A 22647-nucleotide genomic window follows, 5' to 3' on the forward strand; every position below is an offset into this window, starting at 1 on the left:
ACGCACAAACGTGCAGCGCTGCGCTGTAATAAATTCAGTATATTTGATTGTATGCCCGAATCTGTAGACAATAAAACGGTTTTCACACTGCTTGAAGTTTCCCGAAGTATCCAGAAAACAATTGCCGAAAGGTATAAAAGTTTGTACTGGATTAAAGCGGAGATGAACAAGTTGAACCATTATACCCATTCTGGACACTGCTATCCCGAGTTATTGGAGAAGAAGGATGGCCGTGTAGTGGCCGAGATGCGTTCTATCCTGTGGAAGACAGATTACCAACGCATAAATCGGCAGTTTATAGAGCTCTTGGGCGAGCCCCTACGCGAGGGGATTACGATTCTGATGCAAGCAGGCATTTCCTACGATCCGCTTTATGGCTTCAGTTTAAAGATTGTGGATATCGATCCGACCTTTGTGCTGGGGGAGTTAGAGCGCGAGAAGAAAGAGTCGATACGGCTTTTGAAAGAAGAAGGGCTCTATGAGGCTAATAAGCGACTTCCTTTCCCATTAATTCCAAAGCGCTTGGCGATTATTTCTGTGGAAACCAGCAAAGGGCTTTCTGACTTCTTCAAAATCATAAACGGCAATCCTTGGGGCTATAAAATAGAGACTACCTTATATCCCGCCTTACTGCAAGGGGATAAATCGATTGCATCGATCATTAACCAACTCAGTAATATTGCGGAGAAGATTGAACAGTTTGATGCGGTTGCAATCATTCGTGGCGGAGGCGGCGAGGTCGGATTGAGCTCGTATAACAATTATCTTTTAGCGAAGTCGATCGCGATGTTCCCTATTCCTGTGCTAACGGGCATTGGGCATTCTACCAACGAAACGGTCAGTGAGATGGTCGCCTTCAAGAATGCGATTACTCCAAGCGAGTTAGCGGATTTTCTTTTGCAAAAGTTTCACAACTTTTCCATCCCTATGGATCAGGCACAGGAACGTCTGTTACGAGCGGTTAAGGAGCAGTTTGCGCAAGAAGAACAACAGCTCAAGCAACTGGCGCAGGCAATCTCTTGGAATAGCAAGTCAGTATTTCTAACGGAACGCAATAAACTGAACCAATTGATGCTGCATACACAAATGTACAGCAAGCAGCAGTTTAAGGATGAAAAATCTAAATTGATTCATGTGGAACAATTGCTAGGTTTGTTGAGTCCAATACATATTCTAAAGCGAGGATTTAGTATTGTTCGGATGAATGGAAAGGCTGTTCATCAAATAGATCAAGTGAGTGTAGGCGATTTATTGGAAATTCAAGTAGAAGATGGAACAATACAATCCCAAGTAGTTAACAAAGAAGAACATGGAAAATAAATATACCTATCAAGACGCTTTTTTGGAGTTGCAACAAATTGTTGCGGATATTGAAGACGGTGAAGTTTCTGTCGACGAGCTGACCTCGAAGATTTCAAGAGCATCCGAGTTATTGGCCATCTGCAAGGCAAAACTAACAGCATCCGAGAAGGAAGTAGAAAAACTGCTGGAGAAGTTGGATAGCGCTTCTGATGCGCAAGCCGAGTAATCCGACGAACCACATTCCCATATTTCAAGATTAATGTAATTCCTGCGTTGCATTTTCAATTTTGTTGATGCTAACAGTCGGTGTTTTGTAGAGTTTTCCATAACTTTGATAGTTATGCAAGAACGTGCAAATCATACTCCAAAGTCACACATTCAAATCAAAGGTGCTCGGGTTAATAATCTTAAGAACATCGATGTTGACATCCCAAAAAACAAGCTTATTGTTATCACCGGTATGTCAGGGTCGGGGAAATCCTCATTAGCATTCGATACCCTTTACGCCGAAGGACAGCGTAGATATGTGGAAAGCTTATCCTCCTACGCGCGACAGTTTATGGGCCGTATGAATAAACCTGATGTAGACTACATTAAAGGTATTGCACCGGCTATTGCTATCGAGCAAAAGGTGATCTCCAGCAATCCGCGCTCTACAGTCGGGACATCGACCGAAATCTATGATTACCTAAAACTTCTTTATGCTCGTATTGGGCGTACAATTTCGCCTGTTTCAGGACAGGAAGTAAAGAAAGACTCCGTATCCTCTATCGTCTATAAACTATTATCCTTCGAAGATGATACCACGATCACGATCTACAGCGCGCTGATTCCCTCCAATAATAGGAAGCTGAAGGAAGAGCTTTCCTTATTGCTTCAAAAGGGATTCACCCGCATAAAATATCAGGGAGCAATCAAAAAGATTGAATCCATCATCGAGGACAAGGAAATTGCGAATGCAAGTTTCAAAGAAGGCGATATCTTTATCGTGATCGACCGGGTCGTGCTCGACCATTCTGATGACACGATCAATCGTTTAGCAGATTCCATCCAAACAGCCTATTTCGAAGGAAAAGGGGAATGTGACATCGAAGTTGCCGATGAGACCTTCCATTTCTCGGACAAATTTGAACTCGACGGCATGGTATTCGAAGAACCAACACCCAACTTTTTCAGCTTCAACAACCCCTATGGGGCCTGTAGGCGCTGCGAGGGCTATGGGAAGGTAATAGGCATTGACCCGGATCTGGTTATTCCGGATAAAAGTCGCTCGGTATTCGATGGTGCTATCGCTCCTTGGCGTGGCGAGAAGATGGGCGCATGGTTAGATAAGCTTGTGCGATCAGCAATTAAGTTTGATTTCCCAATCCATAGAGATTATAGCGAGCTGACCAAGGCGCAGCAAGAATTGCTTTGGACAGGCAACAAATACTTCCGCGGACTGAATGATTTCTTTGCCGAACTGGAAGAACAGACCTATAAAATCCAATACCGCGTTATGCTATCCCGCTATCGCGGAAAAACAGATTGCCCAGACTGTAAAGGAACGCGCCTGCGAAAAGACGCTTCTTATGTCAAGGTCAATGGATATTCTATAACCGATATCGTTCTGTTGCCGTTAGATAAAGCCTTTGAGCTGTTCAGCAACCTGGAGCTTACAGAAAACGAAGCTATTATTGCCAAGCGATTATTGGCCGAGATTGTCAACCGCCTTCAATTTCTTTGCGATGTGGGCTTGAGCTATCTGACGCTGAACCGCCTAAGCAATAGCTTATCCGGTGGTGAATCGCAACGTATCAACCTGGCAACTTCACTAGGAAGCTCACTAGTTGGGTCCATCTATGTACTCGATGAGCCGAGCATTGGCTTGCACCCACGGGATACACAACGCCTAATCTCTGTCCTAAAATCGCTCCGCGATGCCGGCAATACGGTTATTGTCGTAGAGCATGAGCAAGAGATGATGGAAGCCGCAGACTACTTAATCGATATTGGACCCGAAGCCGGTATACATGGCGGTGAACTCGTCTTCGCGGGAACTTACGATCAAATTATCAAAGATAAAGACAGTTTAACAGGACAGTACCTGAGCGGCGAGCTTAGCATACCTGTTCCGAAACGCCGAAGAAAATGGGCGGATTATATCCGTATCAAAGGCGCTAGAGAAAACAACCTGCAGAACGTAACGGTTGACTTCCCGCTGCATGTCTTTACCGTGGTATCCGGCGTGTCTGGGTCGGGTAAAACATCCTTGGTGAAGCGCATTCTATACCCGGCATTGCAGAAAGCATTAGGCAGCTATTCCGGCGAACAAACGGGAATATTCGATGGAATCGAAGGCTCTATTGATTTGGTAGAACAAATTGAAATGGTCGATCAGAACCCGATTGGTCGCTCTACGCGTTCCAATCCCGTAACCTATGTAAAAGCATGGGACGAAGTCCGTGCTTTATATTCGAGCCTGCCGGCAGCGAAAGCAAATGGCTTGAAACCTGCAGCATTCTCCTTCAACGTGGAAGGCGGCCGATGTGAAATGTGTCAGGGAGAAGGCGTGGTGAAGATCGAGATGCAGTTTATGGCAGACATTATTCTTCCATGTGAAGCCTGTGGCGGCAAACGTTTTAAGCAACATGTATTGGATGTAACCTACAAAGAGAAGTCGGTTTCTGATATCCTCGAGCTAAGTGTAGATGAAGCCATCAGCTTCTTCGCAGACCAACCTAAGATATTAAATAAGCTTGGCCCATTACAAGAGGTAGGCCTAGGTTATGTTAAGCTTGGACAATCCTCCAGCACCTTGTCAGGTGGTGAGGCACAACGTATTAAATTAGCATCCTTCCTGATCAAAGGAAATAATCAGAAGAAAACCCTCTTCATATTCGATGAGCCGACTACAGGGCTTCATTTCCATGATATCGAAAAACTCTTAAAAGCGTTCAACGCCCTTATCGAGCAGGGCAATAGTGTCTTGGTTATCGAGCATAACCTGGATATGATTAAGTCTGCCGACTGGGTTATCGATATTGGTCCGGAAGGTGGAAATAATGGAGGTAAGGTCGTGTTTGCCGGAACACCGGAAAATCTGGTGAAGGCTGATGATTCCTACACCGGAAAATACTTACTACGTCACCTAAATTCTTAAAATAAATCAAGTACTATGTTAAAAAGAATATGCGCAACATTGTTATTTCTAGGCTTTTGCACAATTGCAAGCGCGCAAGTAGAAAGACCGAAGTTGGTCGTAGGCCTAATGGTCGACCAAATGCGATGGGATTACCTGTATCGCTTTGCAGATCGCTACGGTAATGACGGGTTCAAACGCCTGTTAAAAGAAGGATATTCCTGTGAGAATACGTTGATCGATTATGTGCCTACTTTTACGGCTATCGGTCACAGCTCGGTCTACACAGGTTCCGTACCTTCCATTCATGGCATCGCTGGTAACGACTGGATCGAGCAGCAAACCGGAAACCCCATGTATTGTACGCAAGACGATGCGGTTGAAGGTGTAGGGACGATCGAAAAAGAAGGCAAACAATCACCGCGCAACCTATTGGCTTCCACAGTGACCGATCAACTTAAATTAGCAACAAACTTCAATTCAAAAGTTGTTGGAATTGCGATCAAAGACCGCGGTGGTATTCTACCGGCAGGACACTTCGCAGATGCGGCATACTGGTTTGAGGCCAAGTCGGGCGATTGGATCTCAAGCACCTATTACATGAAGAACTTACCATCCTGGGTGACTAACTTCAACAAGCAGAAACTAGCCGATAAATACCTTAAACAGGATTGGAATACGCTTTACCCAATCGAAACCTATGCAAACAATAGTGTTGCCGATGATAATGAGTATGAAGGAAAATGGGCAGGTGAAGAGAAACCAACATTCCCGAGAAAGACTTCGCTGTTGATGAAAGATGCTGGCTATGAATTGATCAAATCCACGCCTTTCGGAAACCAGATTACTTTAGACTTTGCGAAAGAGGCGATCAAAAACGAACAGTTAGGAAACAATCCAAAGAAAGCGACAGATTTCCTTTGCGTTAGTCTTTCCGCAACCGATTATGTTGGTCATCGCTACTCCTTATCTTCTGTAGAAATTGAAGATATCTACCTGCGCTTAGATCAGGAGTTGGCAGCCTTCTTTAAATACCTGGACCAAACGGTAGGAAAAGGAAATTATACCTTCTTCCTAACGGCAGATCATGCAGCTTCCTACAACTCACGCTACTTTATGGATATGCGCGGTAATGGCGGATACTTCTTCTCTAGACAACTGCACCGCAATTTGAACGAGTCCTTGAAGGAAGAGTTTGGTGTTGACAATCTGGTAAGAAGCTTAATGAATTATCAGGTTCATCTGAATTATACAGCAATCGAGCAGGGTAAATTGGATGAAGAGAAAGTGAAGAAGTCCATAATCAAACAATTGCGTCATGAAGATGGCGTGGCTTATGTGGTTGATGTGGAAGGCGGCGAGAACATGCTATTGCCTGCACCCTTGCGCGAAAAAATTATCAATGGCTATAACCGCAAGCGTAGCGGTGCTATTCAGATCATCACCGAACCGCAATGGTATGATGGTACGCCACGTTCTACCGGTACGACCCATGGAACCTGGACACCTTATGACTCGCACATCCCATTAGTATTTATGGGCTGGGGAATCAAACACGGGAAAACGAATAAAGTCGTTCATGTAACAGACATTGCGCCGACGCTTTCATCGCTCCTGCATGTTATGGAACCTAACGGTTCCATCGGACAACCCATTGTCGAGGTTTTAGGGAACAATTAAAATTAGTACATTTGAGGAACAAGGGGTAGTTTACCTATTTATAAATATGCTTTCAAAGAAAACAAAATACGCTATCAAAGCCCTAATGGTATTGGGCAGGAATTTCGGAAAAGAACCCATGCAAATCGGTAAGATTGCGGAGGAAGAACGTATTCCAAAGAAATTTCTAGAACAAATTCTATTAGAGATGCGAAATGCCGGAATTTTGTACTCTAAGAAGGGTGCCGGGGGTGGCTATAGCCTGAACAAAGCACCGGAGGATATTTATTTATCTCAGGTTATGCGTCTGATCGACGGGCCGATCGCTTTGCTTCCTTGTGTCAGCCTGAACTTCTACCGCTCTTGTGAAGAATGTGTGGAGGAGCATGCCTGCGGTATTCGTGATGTATTTGTAGAGGTACGAAATGCCATGCTGCAGATATTGAATGATACCAGCATTTCCCACTTAATCAATAAAGAAAAGGAATTGAACTTAGATGTGGATTCCAACTAAATAAATCTTAAATAGATCACTGAAAGATGCCTAGCGGTTTTCAGTGATCTATTCTAAACAAATAGCTTGGCTGTAACTCTTACAGCAAATCCACCAATTTCTCAAAAGCCATCCCTCGAGAAGCTTTCAATAAAATCATATAGCCGGATAATGGAGCTTGACTTAGGTTTTGTCGAAGGTCCTCTGTAGTTTCATAATATTCCGCCTCGCTATCGCGTTGCGCAAAAAAGGCTTTGCCCACAAATATCAACTTATCGACGCCAATGGATTTTGCCTTCTCGATGACCTTGCGATGCTCTACTTCACTTTCATCCCCCATCTCGAACATGTCACCCAGAATAATTGCTTTTTTATCCGCCTCAATTACTTCAATATTTCCCAATGCCGCAGCCATGCTGCTTGCGTTCGCATTGTAATAATCCGCGATAATCGTATTGTTGTTGGTTTTTACAACCTGGGAACGGTTGTTCTGCGGAACATAGCCGCTTAAACCCTTATTAATTTCCTCTGCATGCAAATCGAAGTGCAAACCCAATGCCACCGCCGCCAACATATTTTCCGTATTGTAAGCACCCGTTAAGTTGGTATGAACCTTATAGATCACCTCATCCTGCTCAACTTGCTTCCAGAAAATAGTCAATAAAGGATCGGCTTTCACTAAACCACCTTTTACCGTATTTGTATCGGAGAAGCCATACCAAATAATATGCTTTAAGTCGCGCGCCTCAGCCATCGCTCTTAACTCGGTATTATCACCCTGAATAAAGGCTAAGCCATGATGTTCTTTTAAAAAGTCGTAAAGCTCGCCTTTCGTCTTCTTTACCCCCTCAAAAGAACCGAATCCTTCCAGATGTGCCTTGCCGACGTTCGTAATAAGGCCATGGGTAGGTTGCGCGATACTGCACAGAAAAGCAATCTCTTCTTGGTGATTGGCACCCATTTCAATAATCGCAATTTCCAAATCCTTGGGTAGCGATAGAATGGTTAAGGGCACACCGATATGGTTATTTAGGTTACCTTTTGTAGCAAAGGTTTTAAATTTTTGAGAAAGTACGGCATGCACCAATTCCTTTGTTGTGGTTTTACCATTAGTGCCGGTAATGCCGATAAACGGAATGCTCAATTGTTGTCTATGGAATCGAGCCAGATCCTGTAAGCTGCTCAGTACATCCTCTACAAGAATGTAGCTTTCCTTCTCCTGATAGTATGTCGGATCGTCGACAACCACATATTTAGCACCTTGCGCTAGCGCCTGCTCAGCAAAGCTATTCCCGTTGAACGATTCGCCTTTCAAAGCAAAGAATATACAGTCTTTGCTGATTTGTCGGGTATCGGTACAAACCTGAGGGAATTCTAAATAAAGCTGATAGAGTTGTGCTATTTGCATGACATTATTTTTTAACAAAGGTAAGTATGCAATTAGCCAATGCCAATAAAAAGGCACAATTTTTTATCCTATTTTCCCGAATCGCTGGCGTTCGAAACTTCCATATTTCTTCCCATTTGCTCCCTAGCAATCTCCTTCTCCTTACTTGCTACAAATGCGCCTATGGCGAGCCCGGCAAGAAGGCAGAGAAATGCAATGGTGAGCAGCATTTTCTTCTTCTTAGAATCCATGTTAGTGTGTTTTGTTCAATGTTGTGTGCTTAATATACAGCTATATGCGAGAGAATGTTTTCATAATTGTGCAATAATCATAAATTCATATTGTTGCCGGAAAAACAGGAAATCTAACAGTGCTGGATGGCACTTTAAAAGCGGCACATGCATAAAAAAAGGCAGCCTGTAGGGCTACCTTTCAAATATTGATTTATTGTCGATAACAAGATTATAAAGACAGGATCTCAACGATACGTGTTAAGTTCGTATTGATTTTGTCGATGTGTTTAATCGCTTTGTCAAACGGTGTAAACTGTACATTTCCACAGATCAAACCCGCCATTTCACCTCGTCTGCCTTCTAAAAGCCCCTCTACCGATGCTACGCCCAGACGGCTCGCTAATACACGGTCCATACAAGTCGGCTTGCCACCGCGTTGAATATGCCCTAGAATCGAAACACGAACGTCATAGGCCGGGAAGTTCTGTTTGATTTTCTCGGCTACCACTAATCCACCTTCTTCGTCGCCTTCAGCCACGATGATAATACGTGAAGATTTATTCTTACGTGTTTTATCCAGGCGCTTCATAATCGCGTCGTAGTCTACTTTCAATTCGGGAATCAAAACAGCCTCAGCACCCGTACTAATTCCGGAACGCAGGGCGATCAATCCCGAGTCACGACCCATTACTTCAACAACGAACAAACGATCGTGCGACTCTGCAGTATCACGGATCTTATCCACGGCGTCGACAACGGTGTTGATGGCTGTATCATAGCCGATGGTGAAATCAGTTCCCGCTAAGTCATTATCGATAGTACCCGGGATACCAATCACAGGGATATCAAATTCCTCGATCAGTTTAGACGCTCCGGTGAAAGTACCATCTCCACCAACAACGACCAAGGCGTCTATATTTAGTTTTTTAATGTTTTCGTAAGCTTGTTTTCTGCCCTCTACCGTGCGAAATTCATCGCTGCGAGCAGTCTTTAGGATTGTTCCTCCACGTTGAATGATATTCGCAACAGATTTTGCATCCATTGGAATAATATCACCATGAACTAATCCGTCGTATCCACGGCGGATACCAAACATATTAACACCATGGTAAATTCCTGTTCTAACAACTGCACGGATGGCAGCGTTCATTCCTGGGGCATCCCCTCCTGAAGTTAATACAGCTATGTTCTTAATGTTGCTCATGTCTCAAATATACCAATTCCTTGGCTTTAGTATGTGAAAATTGTCTTGGTTGATGCGTAAAAATACATCAAAATCAGGAAAAGAACGAGGGAATGCCTAGGTAAATTGTTAAATAATAAATCAGAACTGGGATTGCTTAAACCCAATGCAAAGCCCTTTCAAACCCAATGTATAACCCAATCATAACCGCTCGGAAAGGGCTATGATTGGGTTATGAAATGGGTACAGAAGAGGACTGTTTGATCGAAGGTACCTAAATGCTTCATTCGTAGTCCAATAGAAAAGAGAAAGGCGCATGTTCCGGAGACGATGCGCCTTTCTATAGAAAAAGCGGGGGTTATTTCGCTTTGTAAGCGTCTATAGCGCTTTGCAGGTAAGCTGCGTAGCTATCGATATCATAGTTTGCACCGCTTGCCGGAACGAGTAGCTGCTCATCAGCACCTACGATCGCATACAAAGGTTGCGAGTTGCTCTGGAAACGGGTAATCTGGAAGTCGGTATTCTTCTTACCAACGGTATTGATCTTCTTGCCGGTTTCTTTGGAAACATATTGTTCTGCTTCTGGCAATTTCAAATCATGCTCATCCACATATAGCTCCACCAGAATAAAGTTCTCATTGATCAGGTTCCGTACTTTCGGATCCGACCAAACCGAAGCTTCCATCTTACGACAATTGACACAGGTCCATCCTGTAAAGTCGATCATCAGGGGTTTATTCTGCGCTTTCGCTGCTGCCAATGCTTCATCATAATCATAGTAAGGATCGAACCCTTTGATGGTCGCGCGGCTATGGAAATGTGTGTAATGCTTTCTGCTGCTAGCATCTGCCGATCCGGTCGGAGCGGACACATGGCTGGCATTGGCAAGGTCGAAGTCCTGCGTTCCGATTGGAGGAAGGAAGGCGGCGATCGATTTCAATGGTGCTCCCCACATCCCCGGGATCATGTAGACTACAAAAGAGAATACAATAATCGTCAACATGGTGCGTGGAACAGAAAGATAGGGCAGGTCGCTATCATGCGAGAACTTGATCTTTCCTAGTAGGTATAGCCCCATTAAACCGAATATAACGATCCATAGCGCTAAGAAGACCTCGCGGTCCAATAGCTGCCAATTATAAGCTAAATCCACGTTGGAAAGGAATTTCATCGCTAGCGCAAGCTCCAAGAAACCCAATACGACTTTCACGCTGTTCAACCAACCGCCTGATTTCGGCAATGACTTCAATAGAGAAGGGAACATGGCGAACAATACGAATGGGATAGCCAATGCTAGAGAGAATCCGAACATCCCTACGGCAGGGCCTAAGCGCTCGCCTTTGGTTGCTGCTTCTACCAGTAAGGTACCGATGATAGGTCCTGTACAAGAGAAGGAAACCACGGCTAAACTAGCCGACATAAAGAACAAGCCAATCAGACCACTTTTATCCGAGTTGGAGTCGATCTTGTTCACGAATGAACTTGGCAAAGTAATTTCGAAAGCTCCAAAGAAAGAAGCCGCGAACACCACCAATAACAGGAAGAATAGGAAGTTGAAGATACCATTGGTAGACAGGGCATTCAATGCCTCTGCGCCAAAAGCGATGGTGATCAACATTCCTAATGCAACATAGATTACAATAATGAATAAGCCATATAAAAAGGCTTGAGATACCGCCTTGCCTCTGCTGCCTGATTTCTTGGTAAAGAAAGATACCGTGAGAGGTACCATCGGGAAGATACAAGGCATCAGGAATGCCGCGAATCCGCCGATCAGACCGGCGATAAAGATTCCCCATAGGGATTTAGACTCTTCCGGAGCCGCAGTAGCAGCAACAGAACTTGTCGTTGTATCTTGAGAGTCCTGGCCATCGGAGAAGACGACGTCTTCAGTAGAGAATAGCGTATCTTGTTCGCTTGTCGTTTCCGCTTGCCCGGTTCCAAAATCTACATCTTCGTAATTGATTAAAGAATCTTGGGCGAAGCTACTGAGGGGGATTGTTGCACTTAAAAATAGCCACGAGAAGGCTATAAAAAGGAATTTTAATTTGCTCATATTCGAAAATTAAAGTCCAAACATACAAAAAGGCAGGGGATTCCCTGCCTTTGTAGATTGTAATTCTTAAAGTTTTACTTTATGGTTACAGCAAACTCGTACTCATCAGGTGGAAGACAACGTTCTTTATCACATGCCATGAAGGATGCAACACCTTTTACTGTAGTAGGTTTGTTGTTAGCAAGTTTCACCTTTTGTTGGAATACAACTTCGCCGTTGTAGTAAGGAACGTTCATTTTGAATACGTCCTCAAATTTTGTTTTAGGCTCTTTTGCTAGTGTTTTTCCTTGAACTTTAGCTCCGTTTGCTGGAGTGAAAGTAAAGGATGTTGACTCCGGACCACCGGCAGGAACGTTCATGCCGTAAATGTGCCATCCTTGTTCAACGTTTGCTTTGATCAAAATAACTGCTTCATTGTTAGCTAGTTTTTTAAATCCTACCGACCATTTTACTGGGTTATGAACCTGTGCCATAACGCCGGAAACGGCAAATACTAAAAACGCAATTAATAAATTTATTCTTTTCATGTAAATTACTTTTATTTATTGACTTGGTGACGCCAATAAAGTTTAAATCAAAGTTAGGATTTATAATGAAATTTAATTCTATGTAATCGATTTATTGCAAAAGAAATTCGACTTCCTTAAAATAAAATGTTGATATCTGGTAATTTCTTAATAAATGCAATTTTCCATCCGGACTTACCTCCTTTAATTCCGCTTTAAAGGTCTCATCTCCTGCGCGGTAAAGGGCAGTTTTTCCGCGAAGAAATAGGTTGTCATTGTATGCCCTTAGCAATTGATCGGTCGAAATTTTCTGGTTTTGAATTTTAAGATAACGTTGCTGTATATAACCTACTAGTGTTTCGCAAGCGCTTTCTAAGGATGCTAAGCGATGGGAAGTTTCGCGAAGTATAGAGCTTGCTTTCTGTTCGATCTCATGCGGAAATTTCTCCTGATTGGCATTGATGCCGATGCCTACGATGGAATGCTTTATACCTTTCGAATTGCTCGTGTTCTCGATCAATATTCCGCAAACCTTTTTATTGTTAATCATGATGTCGTTGGGCCACTTGATTTTAGCGTCGATCTGTAAGGAACGGAACCAGTCGACCAACCCAAGGCTAACACACATGTTCAATATGAAATGATCTGTTAGTTTGAGGAAGTTGGGATAGAGTAAAAGACTGAAAGTAATATTGGCATTCGCTTCAGATAGCCATGTGCTGTCGCGTTGTCCACGACCATTTGTTTGCTTTTTTGCCATAATGGCAGTAAACTCAGGAAGTGGCTTGAAATTTGACAGTTGTGTCTTTAAATAATCGTTTGTGGAAGTAACTTCGTCTAAAACAATTAAACTTTGGCGTAGTGAATCTCCCGAAAATGTGTTATTTTGCAAAAGATAATATCATTTAAAAATTTATCAGTCAAAAGTATAATAAATCTTGATGAGTAAAAACAAAAAGTCTTCGTTGTCCGAGAAGCTAGCCGATGTTGTGATACATGGGATGCAGGAAAAGAAGGGTAATGAAATAGTGAGGTTGGATATGCGCGAAGTTAATGGGACATTGTCTGATTATTTTGTTATCTGCCATGCCGACTCCAACGTGCAAGTAAATGCAATAGCCAAAAGTGTAGAAGAAGAAGTGTATAAATCCTTTGGTCAAGATCCTTGGCACAAGGAAGGGCACGGTAATGGCGAATGGGTTTTGCTTGACTTCGTGGATGTTGTTGTCCATATTTTTAAAACAGAAACAAGGGAGCATTACAGAATCGAAGATCTGTGGGGCGATGCTCAAGTTAGCACTTACCAAAGTGCATAGTGAGAATAAGTGAAACGTAGTTTAAGTGTATAAATGAAGAAAGTTCCTAGTAAAAAAATTACGCCAATGCCACCAAAATTTAATATGATTTGGCTTTGGATTGCAATGATTGTAGGCTTCATCGGGCTTCAGTACCTCTTCAGTGGGGATGGTGCGAAGAAGATTACCTATAAGGAGTTCGAAACCAAGATGCTTATCCCAGGCGATGTGGAGAAGCTATTAGCGTCAAAAAGCAACGATTTAGTAGAAGTTGAGGTATATATCAAAAAAGATAAATTAGCCGACGAGAAATATAAAGATGTAGCGCCAAATCCAAATGCGCTGTCTTTATCTCCTAGCGTAGGGCCTCAGTATAAATTTACGGAGCCCTCTGCAGAGATCTTGGCAGAGAAATTAAAAGTATCGCAAGATAGTTTAGCGGCAGACCAACCGAGGATTAGTGCTTCTTACGAAGATAGATCGAATCCATGGGCGGGATGGTTTATTTCGTTTATGCTTCCATTATTGATCATTGTAGCGATCTGGATTCTCTTGATGCGCCGTATGAACGGTGGTGCTGGAGGCGGTGGCGGTGCGATCTTCAATATCGGCAAGTCAAAAGCACAATTATTCGATAAAGAATCTCAGATCAACATTACTTTCAACGATGTTGCGGGTCTTGAAGAGGCGAAGCAAGAAGTTATGGAGATTGTTGATTTCTTGAAAAATCCGAAGAAATATACCGACTTAGGAGGTAAGATTCCGAAGGGAGCCTTATTAGTAGGCCCTCCGGGAACGGGTAAAACCTTATTGGCAAAAGCAGTTGCAGGTGAGGCACAAGTTCCTTTCTTCTCCCTGTCAGGTTCTGACTTCGTGGAGATGTTCGTTGGGGTTGGTGCATCACGTGTTCGTGATTTGTTCAAGCAGGCAAAAGAAAAAGCACCTTGTATCATCTTTATTGATGAGATTGATGCAATCGGTCGTGCTCGTGGAAAGAACTCCATTATGGGAGGAAATGATGAGCGCGAAAATACATTGAACCAGTTATTGGTGGAGATGGATGGTTTCGGTACGAACTTAGGGGTTATTATCCTTGCTGCGACCAACCGTTTAGATGTATTGGATTCAGCATTATTGCGTCCAGGACGTTTTGACCGTCAGATTTCTATTGATAAGCCGGATTTGATCGGTCGTGAGCAAATCTTTAATGTGCACTTGAAGCCATTGAAGTTGGCGGAGGAGGTGGACGCGAAGAAACTTTCGGCACAGACTCCAGGTTTTGCGGGTGCAGAAATTGCCAACGTTTGTAACGAGGCGGCTCTAATTGCTGCTCGTAAGAACAAGAAAGCGATCAATATGCAGGATTTCCAAGACGCGATTGATAGAGTGATCGGTGGTCTTGAGAAGAAGAATAAAATTATCTCTCCGGAGGAGAAAAAGATCGTTGCTTACCACGAGGCAGGTCACGCGATTGCGGGCTGGTTCTTGGAACATGCGGATCCTTTGGTGAAAGTATCGATCGTTCCACGTGGTGTTGCGGCATTAGGTTATGCGCAATACCTGCCAAAAGAACAGTTCTTGTATACAACTGAGCAATTAATTGACAGTATGTGTATGACGATGGGTGGACGCGTTGCTGAGGATATTACTTTCGGTAGAATCAGTACCGGTGCGCAAAACGACTTAGAGCGTATTACGAAGTTAGCTTACGCGATGACGGCTGTATATGGTATGAACGATAAGGTGGGTAATGTGTCCTTCCGTGATAGTTCGGAGAACAGCCAGTTCCAAAAGCCTTATTCAGATCAAACGGCTGAGTTGATCGACGACGAAGTACGCGTATTGATTTCAGCGGTTTACGATAGAACAAAAGAATTGTTGTTGTCGAAACAAGATGGATTGATCAAAATTGCGGAGAAGCTATTAGAGAAAGAAATCTTATTCCAACAAGACTTAGAAGAGATATTGGGTAAACGCCCGTTCCAAAATAAAACAACTTATGATGAGTTTGTGAATGGAGGAGCAGACGGAGGCGGCGTTCCGCAGACGGATTTATCATTGCCGTCGAGCGATCATGGCGATGTTCCGCAAAGCGCACCTGATAATCAGTCTAGTCAAGAAAACAATCAATAATACTTAACAGACATGGTTTACCAACCATGTCTGTTCTTTATATATGAATATTCGAAATACAACAGCCAAAGAGAAGATGCTGAAGAAGATTCGGCAAGCCCTGCTTCAAAAGCGTGAGAATCCTAATCCTGCTTTTGAAGATAGTCCTTTGTATAAGGACGAAGAAGATCCTTTGGATGTGACCTTTGCGCGTGAGTTTACTAATGTTGCCGGGCAGTTTGTTTACTGTGATGGAGAGATCAATCTGATTGAGAATTTGATTATCCTTTTGGAGAAGCTGAAGCTGACGAAGCTCTATGTATGGGATAAAAACCTACAGAAGTTTTTGGATCAGTATGGTTTTCCATATCATAAGCATAGAAGTGACTTTGATGATATTGAGGTTGGTGTTACAGCATGTGAGGCCTTGATTGCACGCAATGGAAGTATTTTGATCAGTAATGCCGATGCTTCAGGTAGACGGTTGAGCGTTTATCCTCCTGTCCATATCGTTATTGCAAAGACATCGCAATTAGTAATGGATATTAAGCATGGGATGGCGTTGATGCGCGAGAAGTATGGAAACGACTTGCCTAGCATGATCACAACCATTACCGGCCCTAGCCGTACGGCTGATATTGAGAAGATGCTGGTGCTCGGTGCGCATGGCCCTAAAGAACTATACCTATTACTCCTAGAAGATAGATTTTAATGCTACAATATTATATCTTAAATATGCCGGTTGCAAGTGTAATTTTCGCACTCACGATTGGCCTTAGTATTTATGTGTTTTCCAATCCGGAATGGTTTGGACGATTGATGTTGCACCCTTATTCGATTCATCGTGATAAAAGTAGATGGTATCTGATCTTGACGAGTGGATTGATCCATAAAGATTGGATGCACCTGCTGTTCAATATGATCACCTTCTACTATTTTGGTTTTGGTCTGGAAGGGATATTTGTTGAAATAAGCGGTCCTATGGGGCATTTATGGTTTGCTTTATTGTATGTGGCAGCATTGGTGCTGAGCGATATCCCAACGATTATACAACAAAAGGATAACTATGGCTATCATAGCTTAGGTGCATCGGGAGCTATCAGTGCGGTGCTGTTCAGTTATATCTTATTCTATCCGAAGATGATGTTAGGGATTTTTATGATTATCCCTATGCCCGCATATCTATTTGCATTTCTGTATTTGGGATACTGTATCTGGGCGTCTAAGAATGCTAGAGATGGGATTAACCATGACGCCCATTTATTTGGGGCATTGACGGGGATTGTATTTACATTGATACTCTACCCTTGGATTTTTAAGCATTTTATTGGTCAGTTCACCGGATAGGTTATTCAAGAAAAGATATTGAATCGGCGTGGTCTCCCACGCCGATTTTGTTTTTAGCCTAGCCAGCTTTGTCGGTCTAAGCTGCGGAACTGTATCGCTTCGGCAAGATGCTCATTCTTGATATCGATAGATTGTTCTAAATCGGCGATTGTTCTGGCAACCTTCAGGATGCGGTCATAGGCTCTAGCAGATAGATTGAGTCGCTCCATGGCGGTCTTGAGCAGACCCTTTCCCGTAGCGTCAATCAAACAGATTTCTCTTATCTGCTTCGCGCGCATCTGCGCATTGCTGTGGATGTTGGATATGCCTTTGAATCGGCACTCCTGTATATTTCGTGCTCGGATGACGCGCTCTCGAATAGCTTCACTTTTCTCGGCCTTACGGCTTTCTAATAGCTCGTTGAACTCTACGGGGGTAACTTCGATATGGATATCTATGCGGTCGAGTAGCGGTCCTGATACCTTGCTCAAGTATTTTTGGACGTTTGCCGTTCCGCAGATGCAGGGACGGTTGGGGTGATTATAGAATCCGCAGGGACAGGGGTTCATTGCTGCGATCAACATAAAGCTGGAAGGATAATCTACGGTAATCTTGGCGCGTGATATGGTGATGTTTCTGGATTCTAACGGCTGCCGCATCACTTCGAGTACCGATCGTTTGAATTCGGGCAACTCGTCGAGGAAGAGCACCCCATTATGTGCGAGGGAGATCTCTCCCGGCCTGGGGTTCTTCCCTCCGCCAACGAGCGCGACATCGGAGGTAGTATGGTGAGGTGCGCGAAATGGGCGCGCGGTCATCAACGAAGAGGCGCTGGGGAGTAGACCAGATACCGAATGTATTTTAGTAGTTTCTAGCGATTCATCGATGGTTAAAGGCGGTAAGATGGTTGGGAGACGTTTCGCGAGCATGGTCTTGCCTGCCCCCGGCGGGCCAATGAGAATGACGTTATGTCCGCCCGCGGCAGCAATCTCTAATGCACGTTTAATGTTTTCCTGTCCGCGAACTTCGGAGAAGTCCAGCTCGTAGTTATTGATGTTTTTCTGGAATATGTCATCTATGGAAATGCGAGCAGTCGGGAGTCGTTTTAAGTTGGTCAGATGGTCGACGACCTCGGACAGATGATTGGCGGCGTAGATAGTTAGTCCATCAATAATGGCCGCTTCTTCGGCGTTCTCTTTGGGTAGGATCAATCCCTTGAAGCCGTCTCGTTTGGCTTGTAAGGCAATGGGCAAAGCGCCTTTGATGGGGTTAATCTTTCCATTGAGGGAGAGTTCGCCGAGAATGACATAGTCTTCCAGCTCAGTGTTGTGGATTTGGTATGAGGCAGTAAGTACCGCGATGGCAATGGATAAATCGTATGCCGAGCCTTCTTTCCGGATATCGGCTGGACTTAAGTTGATGACGATCTTTTGCCGCGGCATTTGATGGTTGATCGCAAGTATGGCACTTTCAATGCGCTGTATACTTTCTTTGACCCCCACATCCGGCAAGCCGACAATGAAATACTGGGTTCCGGATGTGATGTGGGTTTCTACGGAGATGGTTGTAGCGTCAATACCATGTACTGCGCTACTATAGGTTTTTGCAAGCATCTTAGAATTAGATATTTCTATAAAAATAATTAACTTATTCTATAGTTAATATTAATTCTTTGATAAGAGGCTGTTGATTAAAAGTTTAGTTGAAATACTTCCAGGCTGCTGCTGATACCTCTGCGATGATTTTTGCGCTTCGCGGCTCGCCCTCTTCGCTATCGGTTACAAAAACCGAAATATAGTACACTTTGCCGTCAGGAAGACTAACGACGCCAATATCATTGACAGCGGCGATTACACCGGTTGTTCTGTTCCTTCCAGAGTAGCCTGTCTTATGTGCTACCACGGTACCTTTAGGAAGGTCCCCCTTTAGTCGATCTGGCCCCGTCGTTGTACCGCGCATAGTATCCCAAAGAAATTGATGGGAGCTCGCTGAAAGCAGTTTCTTACTGTTCGTATAGTAATCATATAGTATCTGGTTGCTCGAACCTACTGTTGTCCAGTTTTCGAATTGCCTGTTCCATTCCTTCTGTTGTACAGCTTCAATAAGTTTGATCGAGAGGTTGCTGTATCCCTTATCCTCGAAATACTTTTGGACATGTTTGGGGCCGCCGATTAGTTCGAACAGTACGTCGCAGCCTACATTATCGCTGGCTGCAATTGTGTATACTAATACCTCTCGCAGCGTCAAAGTAACTCCATTGGGATATTTGTCTTTGATGGGGCTGTACATCTCAGTTGTCACTGCTTCTTTAGAAATTTTAACAGGTTGATCCAATGCTAAAACCCCTTTATCAACTTGATCTAGGATGGCAATTCCTAAATGATACTTATAAACACTTTGAAAAGGGAAGTGATAATCTCCGCTGACTATCAGGCTGTCTGTATAATCATGATTGTGTATCGCTACGCCGACCTTCGCTTTATACTTCGCCAATATGTTTTCAATATCTGTTTTCAACTGTTCTTTATTCTGTGCATTGCTGTAGGAGCTTAACAGAAGTAGAACGATCATCGGAAGGATACTTTTCAGGTTTTTATACATCTTTTCATGTTTTTATGGCTAACGAATTTCCTGAAAAAATATTGTATTTCGCTAAATATCTGCTTTAAACTCTTCGTTAAAATTTCCGTCTAAGTAGACAAGGTGTTGTAGAAATAAGACACTTCATGAAAAGAAGATTAAATTAGGGCTAACGGTTTATTGAAACATAATAAATGCTATTTTGTCATTTAGAATTAAGTTTCCACAAAGTTTTAGGAAATAAAAACGAAACGGTCTTTTTTTTGTTATATTAAATGAAAGTGGAGTTTAATAATTGTATAACTAACAAAACACTATATTAAGATGAATGATAACGGAAAAATCGTAACAGCTTTATTAGCTGGTTTGGCAGCAGGAGCTGTATTAGGAATTTTATTCGCGCCAGACAAAGGTTCTGATACGAGAGAAAAAATCAACGAATCATTAGCTGATTTAGGCGATGCAATCAAAGAGCGCGCTGAAGAACAATTCGATCAATTGAATGATTTTAAAGAAAAGGTAGTAGCTACTTTAAAGACCAAATTAGGTAAAGCCGAGTCGATGATTGACGAGGAAATCGAAGAACACGCGTAATTTCGTTTACTTAGGTAAACTTATTCACATAATTTAATAGAGCTGTCAATAGCTTATTCGGCAGCTCTATTTAATCAAATCAATGCATGGAAGAACAAAAATTCTCTTTTTCAGAATCCTTTAAGAAATCAAAGGAGTATCTCGACACACAGTTCGAACTATTAAAGTTGCAAGCGATCTCGCGGATGACGCGGATAATCGGGTCTTTAATCGTTGATGCCAGTAAGTTGTTGTTGACACTCTTAGTGATATTCTTTTGGTCGCTCGCTCTAGGTTTCTATCTTGGCGAACTTCTCGGAAGCAACTCCTTAGGCTTTCTGGCAACAGGAGGGATATTTTTGATCATCATTCTATTGATTCGTGCTTTTGAACCGAAATTGGAAGCGAAGTTCATGAACCTATCGATTAAGCGAATCCTAGCGAAGTGGGATGATCCAGATGATGATGAAGAGGAGAAGATTAATGCTGATACAGCTTATGCATCGACCAATAACAGCAACACGGCTACAGAAACAGCAGAAGAAAGGATAGCCGAAGAAGAATTGAAACAAGAACAAGAGGATAAAGAGCGAGTATAGATAACTATGAGAATCAAAATTTCAAATATTACAGATTTACAAACTGAGATTGCTCGTCTGAAGATAGAGAAGAAAGAGCATGAGCAATTTTTAGTGAATCAATATCAACTTTTGAAACACAAAGTAGAAGCACCTGCTCGAATCTTTAACATGGTTGTTTCTAATGTGCCGGGTGTTGATATGGTAAAAGGGCTGGTTTCGGGAATTACTTCTAAGAAGGGTTCCGGCAAGTCAGACTGGTTAACTAAGACGGTGCAACTCGCACTTCCATTGGTACTCAATCGTACGTTATTGAAAAATGCTAGCTGGTTGAAAAAGGGGCTTGTCCTTTTTGCATCAGAAACCGCTGCGCGTGAGGTTAACCAGACTACTGTTTCTTCGGTAATTGATAAGATAACATCCTTTATTAAGCCGAAGAAGAAAAAGAAGAAAGAAAAATTAGCGGATGCTGAAGTCGCTACGGCTCAAGTGGCGCCTCCGCAACACCCTCCAATGATCACTGCAGAGGAGAGTGTGCAAGACAATATTTACGGAATTCCGAAGGACAGCGAGACTTATTAGTCTCGTTTTTCGTTTTCCTTAGATATGAAATCCTGATAAGCCAAAGCTATACCTTCCTTTAAATTTATTTTATGCTTCCAACCCAGGCTATGTAATTTGCTGACATCCATCAGCTTTCTTGGCGTGCCATCTGGCTTACTGCTATCAAATTCCAGCTTACCTTTATATCCGACAACTTCCTGGATAGTTTCTGCTAATTCTTTAATACTGATATCTTCTCCTACTCCGATGTTGATGAATTGCAATTCATCATAATTCTCCATCAAGAAAACACAAGCATCTGCTAAATCATCGGCATACAAGAATTCACGTAATGGAGTTCCGGTTCCCCAAATGCTAACTGATGGCGCGTTGGCTTCCTTAGCTTCGTGGAATCTTCGGATCAGCGCCGGCAACACATGCGAGTTTTCCGGATGGTAATTATCATTGATGCCATAAAGATTCGTTGGCATTACGGAAATATACTTGTCGCCATATTGCAAACGATAGGATTCTACCATTTTGATACCGGCGATCTTTGCAATTGCATAGGGTTCATTGGTGTACTCTAAAGTGCCTGTCAGTAGATAATCTTCATTCAATGGCTGAGGGGCCATCTTCGGATAGATACAGCTAGAACCTAAGAACATCAGTTTCTCCACATTGTTCTCATGCGCAAAGTGAATTACATTATTCTGTATAGCGAGATTTTCATATATAAAATCCGCGCGATAAGTATTGTTAGCCATGATCCCGCCAACCTTAGCTGCCGCCAGGAACACGTACTCCGGCTTTTCAGATTCAAAGAATTCTTTAACTGCTTGCTGATCACGAAGGTCGAGCTCTTTCGATGTTCTAGTGACGATATTGGTATATCCTAGTTCTGTTAATTTGCGGTATATCGCAGATCCCACCATACCACGATGGCCTGCAACGTATATTTTCGCTTGTTTTTCCACGAGAAAGTATTGATTAGTACAAATATAAGGTTATTTTTGCGACTTAATTCAAAGTAATGGGTAAGGATAAACTTAGAAAATTTGCAGAAGTAGCTACATTTCCAAATGTTGTACAATTAGATGCCGGTAAACCTTTCAAGGGTAAATGGGCATCCGATTTCTTTAAAAATGACAAACCACTTATCCTTGAATTAGCATGTGGAAAAGGAGAATACACCGTCAATCTGGCCAAGTTATTTCCAGAAAAGAACTTCATAGGTATTGATTACAAGGGTAATCGTATCTGGAGAGGTGCAAAGACGGCCATTGAAGAGGGTATATCGAATGTGGGATTCTTAAGAATCCAGATTGAGACGATTCTAGAGTATTTTGCTGAAGCTGAGATCTCTGAAATATGGATCACATTCCCTGACCCGCAGCCACAAGAAAGCCGCGAGAAAAAGCGCTTAACCAATCCTGCATTCTTAGAGCGTTATAAACACATCCTTGTTCCGGAAGGTATTATGCACTTGAAGACGGACAACGACGGCTTCTACGCATATACGGTAGAACAGATTGAGCTGCAGAACCTTCCGAAGTTGAAGGAAACCACCGACCTTTATCATTCCGATTTAGTGGATGAAGTATTGTCTATCAAAACGTATTATGAGAAAAAATACCTTGCGGTAGATAAGAACATCAATTACATGCAGTGGAAGTTTAAAAAGTAAACAGCATTAGATC

At 42.9% G+C, this 22647-nt stretch carries 22 protein-coding genes; 13 read left to right on the forward strand and 9 right to left on the reverse strand.

Translation table 11 applies throughout. The features are described 5' to 3' along the window. Positions 1–51 precede the first annotated feature (51 nt). From xseA to QYC40_RS01065, 5 genes are all read left to right on the forward strand, one after another. Complete coding sequence (xseA, locus tag QYC40_RS01045) at positions 52–1320, forward strand: exodeoxyribonuclease VII large subunit (protein WP_301991909.1); 1269 nt, start codon at positions 52–54, stop codon at positions 1318–1320. Then, positions 1310–1528 carry an exodeoxyribonuclease VII small subunit gene (gene xseB, locus QYC40_RS01050; RefSeq protein ID WP_301991910.1) on the forward strand — a complete coding sequence of 73 codons (219 nt, stop codon included), beginning with the start codon at positions 1310–1312 and terminating at the stop codon, positions 1526–1528. Before xseA ends, xseB begins: the two co-directional genes overlap by 11 nt. A 114-nt stretch (positions 1529–1642) precedes the next feature. Further along, positions 1643–4444, forward strand: coding sequence for an excinuclease ABC subunit UvrA (gene uvrA / locus QYC40_RS01055; protein ID WP_301991911.1), 2802 nt, complete (start codon positions 1643–1645; stop codon positions 4442–4444). Positions 4445–4459: 15 nt separating this feature from the next. After that, positions 4460–6103: an alkaline phosphatase PafA gene (gene pafA / locus QYC40_RS01060; RefSeq protein WP_301991912.1), complete on the forward strand. Its 1644-nt coding sequence runs from the start codon at positions 4460–4462 to the stop codon at positions 6101–6103. Positions 6104–6149: 46 nt separating this feature from the next. Then, positions 6150–6596: an Rrf2 family transcriptional regulator gene (locus QYC40_RS01065; protein WP_149527361.1), complete on the forward strand. Its 447-nt coding sequence runs from the start codon at positions 6150–6152 to the stop codon at positions 6594–6596. A gap of 79 nt (positions 6597–6675) precedes the next feature. Here the strand turns inward: QYC40_RS01065 and murF are convergent, their stop codons facing one another. The 6 genes from murF to QYC40_RS01095 form a co-directional block, all read right to left on the reverse strand. Then, positions 6676–7983, reverse strand: a complete 1308-nt coding sequence (gene murF, locus QYC40_RS01070) for a UDP-N-acetylmuramoyl-tripeptide--D-alanyl-D-alanine ligase (protein ID WP_301991913.1) — start codon at positions 7981–7983, stop codon at positions 6676–6678. A gap of 68 nt (positions 7984–8051) precedes the next feature. Further along, on the reverse strand, positions 8052–8213 hold the full coding sequence (locus QYC40_RS01075) for a hypothetical protein (protein ID WP_301991915.1): 162 nt from the start codon (positions 8211–8213) through the stop codon (positions 8052–8054). A gap of 211 nt (positions 8214–8424) precedes the next feature. Next, the gene (pfkA, locus tag QYC40_RS01080) at positions 8425–9399 is read right to left on the reverse strand and encodes a 6-phosphofructokinase (protein ID WP_301991916.1); all 975 of its coding nucleotides are present in this window, start codon (positions 9397–9399) and stop codon (positions 8425–8427) included. A 337-nt stretch (positions 9400–9736) separates the two neighbouring features. Beyond that, a complete protein-coding gene (locus QYC40_RS01085) occupies positions 9737–11434 on the reverse strand; it encodes a protein-disulfide reductase DsbD (protein WP_301991917.1) in 1698 nt (565 codons plus the stop codon). Positions 11435–11508: 74 nt separating this feature from the next. Continuing rightward, positions 11509–11961, reverse strand: a complete 453-nt coding sequence (locus QYC40_RS01090) for a protein-disulfide reductase DsbD domain-containing protein (RefSeq protein WP_260043557.1) — start codon at positions 11959–11961, stop codon at positions 11509–11511. 91 nt (positions 11962–12052) lie between these two features. Continuing rightward, positions 12053–12832, reverse strand: coding sequence for a biotin--[acetyl-CoA-carboxylase] ligase (locus tag QYC40_RS01095; protein ID WP_301991918.1), 780 nt, complete (start codon positions 12830–12832; stop codon positions 12053–12055). A 49-nt stretch (positions 12833–12881) separates the two neighbouring features. On the opposite strand from QYC40_RS01095, the gene rsfS reads away from it, so the two are divergent. From rsfS to QYC40_RS01115, 4 genes are read left to right on the forward strand one after another with little or no spacing between them, the layout of a single operon-like run. Continuing rightward, complete coding sequence (gene rsfS / locus QYC40_RS01100) at positions 12882–13256, forward strand: ribosome silencing factor (RefSeq protein WP_301993721.1); 375 nt, start codon at positions 12882–12884, stop codon at positions 13254–13256. A 33-nt stretch (positions 13257–13289) separates the two neighbouring features. Further along, a complete protein-coding gene (gene ftsH / locus QYC40_RS01105; RefSeq protein WP_301991919.1) occupies positions 13290–15368 on the forward strand; it encodes an ATP-dependent zinc metalloprotease FtsH in 2079 nt (692 codons plus the stop codon). Positions 15369–15411: 43 nt separating this feature from the next. Continuing rightward, entirely contained in the window at positions 15412–16059 is a 648-nt protein-coding gene (locus QYC40_RS01110; RefSeq protein WP_301991921.1) for an LUD domain-containing protein, read from the forward strand. Next, on the forward strand, positions 16059–16694 hold the full coding sequence (locus QYC40_RS01115; protein WP_301991922.1) for a rhomboid family intramembrane serine protease: 636 nt from the start codon (positions 16059–16061) through the stop codon (positions 16692–16694). Before QYC40_RS01110 ends, QYC40_RS01115 begins: the two co-directional genes overlap by 1 nt. 53 nt (positions 16695–16747) lie before the next feature. Here the strand turns inward: QYC40_RS01115 and QYC40_RS01120 are convergent, their stop codons facing one another. Next, complete coding sequence (locus QYC40_RS01120) at positions 16748–18286, reverse strand: YifB family Mg chelatase-like AAA ATPase (protein WP_301991923.1); 1539 nt, start codon at positions 18284–18286, stop codon at positions 16748–16750. A gap of 85 nt (positions 18287–18371) precedes the next feature. Continuing rightward, positions 18372–19274 carry a class A beta-lactamase gene (bla, locus tag QYC40_RS01125; RefSeq protein ID WP_301991924.1) on the reverse strand — a complete coding sequence of 301 codons (903 nt, stop codon included), beginning with the start codon at positions 19272–19274 and terminating at the stop codon, positions 18372–18374. A 303-nt stretch (positions 19275–19577) separates the two neighbouring features. Between bla and QYC40_RS01130 the strand changes: the two genes are divergently transcribed. The 3 genes from QYC40_RS01130 (at position 19578) to QYC40_RS01140 (ending at position 20986) form a co-directional block, all read left to right on the forward strand. Next, positions 19578–19847, forward strand: coding sequence for a YtxH domain-containing protein (locus QYC40_RS01130; RefSeq protein ID WP_149527343.1), 270 nt, complete (start codon positions 19578–19580; stop codon positions 19845–19847). Positions 19848–19933: 86 nt separating this feature from the next. Then, positions 19934–20425, forward strand: coding sequence for a hypothetical protein (locus QYC40_RS01135; protein ID WP_301991925.1), 492 nt, complete (start codon positions 19934–19936; stop codon positions 20423–20425). 6 nt (positions 20426–20431) lie between these two features. Then, positions 20432–20986, forward strand: a complete 555-nt coding sequence (locus tag QYC40_RS01140; protein ID WP_301991928.1) for a hypothetical protein — start codon at positions 20432–20434, stop codon at positions 20984–20986. Here the strand turns inward: QYC40_RS01140 and QYC40_RS01145 are convergent. Further along, complete coding sequence (locus QYC40_RS01145) at positions 20983–21924, reverse strand: GDP-L-fucose synthase (RefSeq protein WP_301991929.1); 942 nt, start codon at positions 21922–21924, stop codon at positions 20983–20985. The genes QYC40_RS01140 and QYC40_RS01145 overlap by 4 nt on opposite strands. A 56-nt stretch (positions 21925–21980) precedes the next feature. Between QYC40_RS01145 and trmB the strand changes: the two genes are divergently transcribed. Next, positions 21981–22634: a tRNA (guanosine(46)-N7)-methyltransferase TrmB gene (gene trmB / locus QYC40_RS01150; protein ID WP_301991930.1), complete on the forward strand. Its 654-nt coding sequence runs from the start codon at positions 21981–21983 to the stop codon at positions 22632–22634. Positions 22635–22647 lie beyond the last annotated feature (13 nt).

The sequence above is a fragment of the Sphingobacterium sp. BN32 genome (genome assembly GCF_030503615.1).
Classification (GTDB): domain Bacteria; phylum Bacteroidota; class Bacteroidia; order Sphingobacteriales; family Sphingobacteriaceae; genus Sphingobacterium.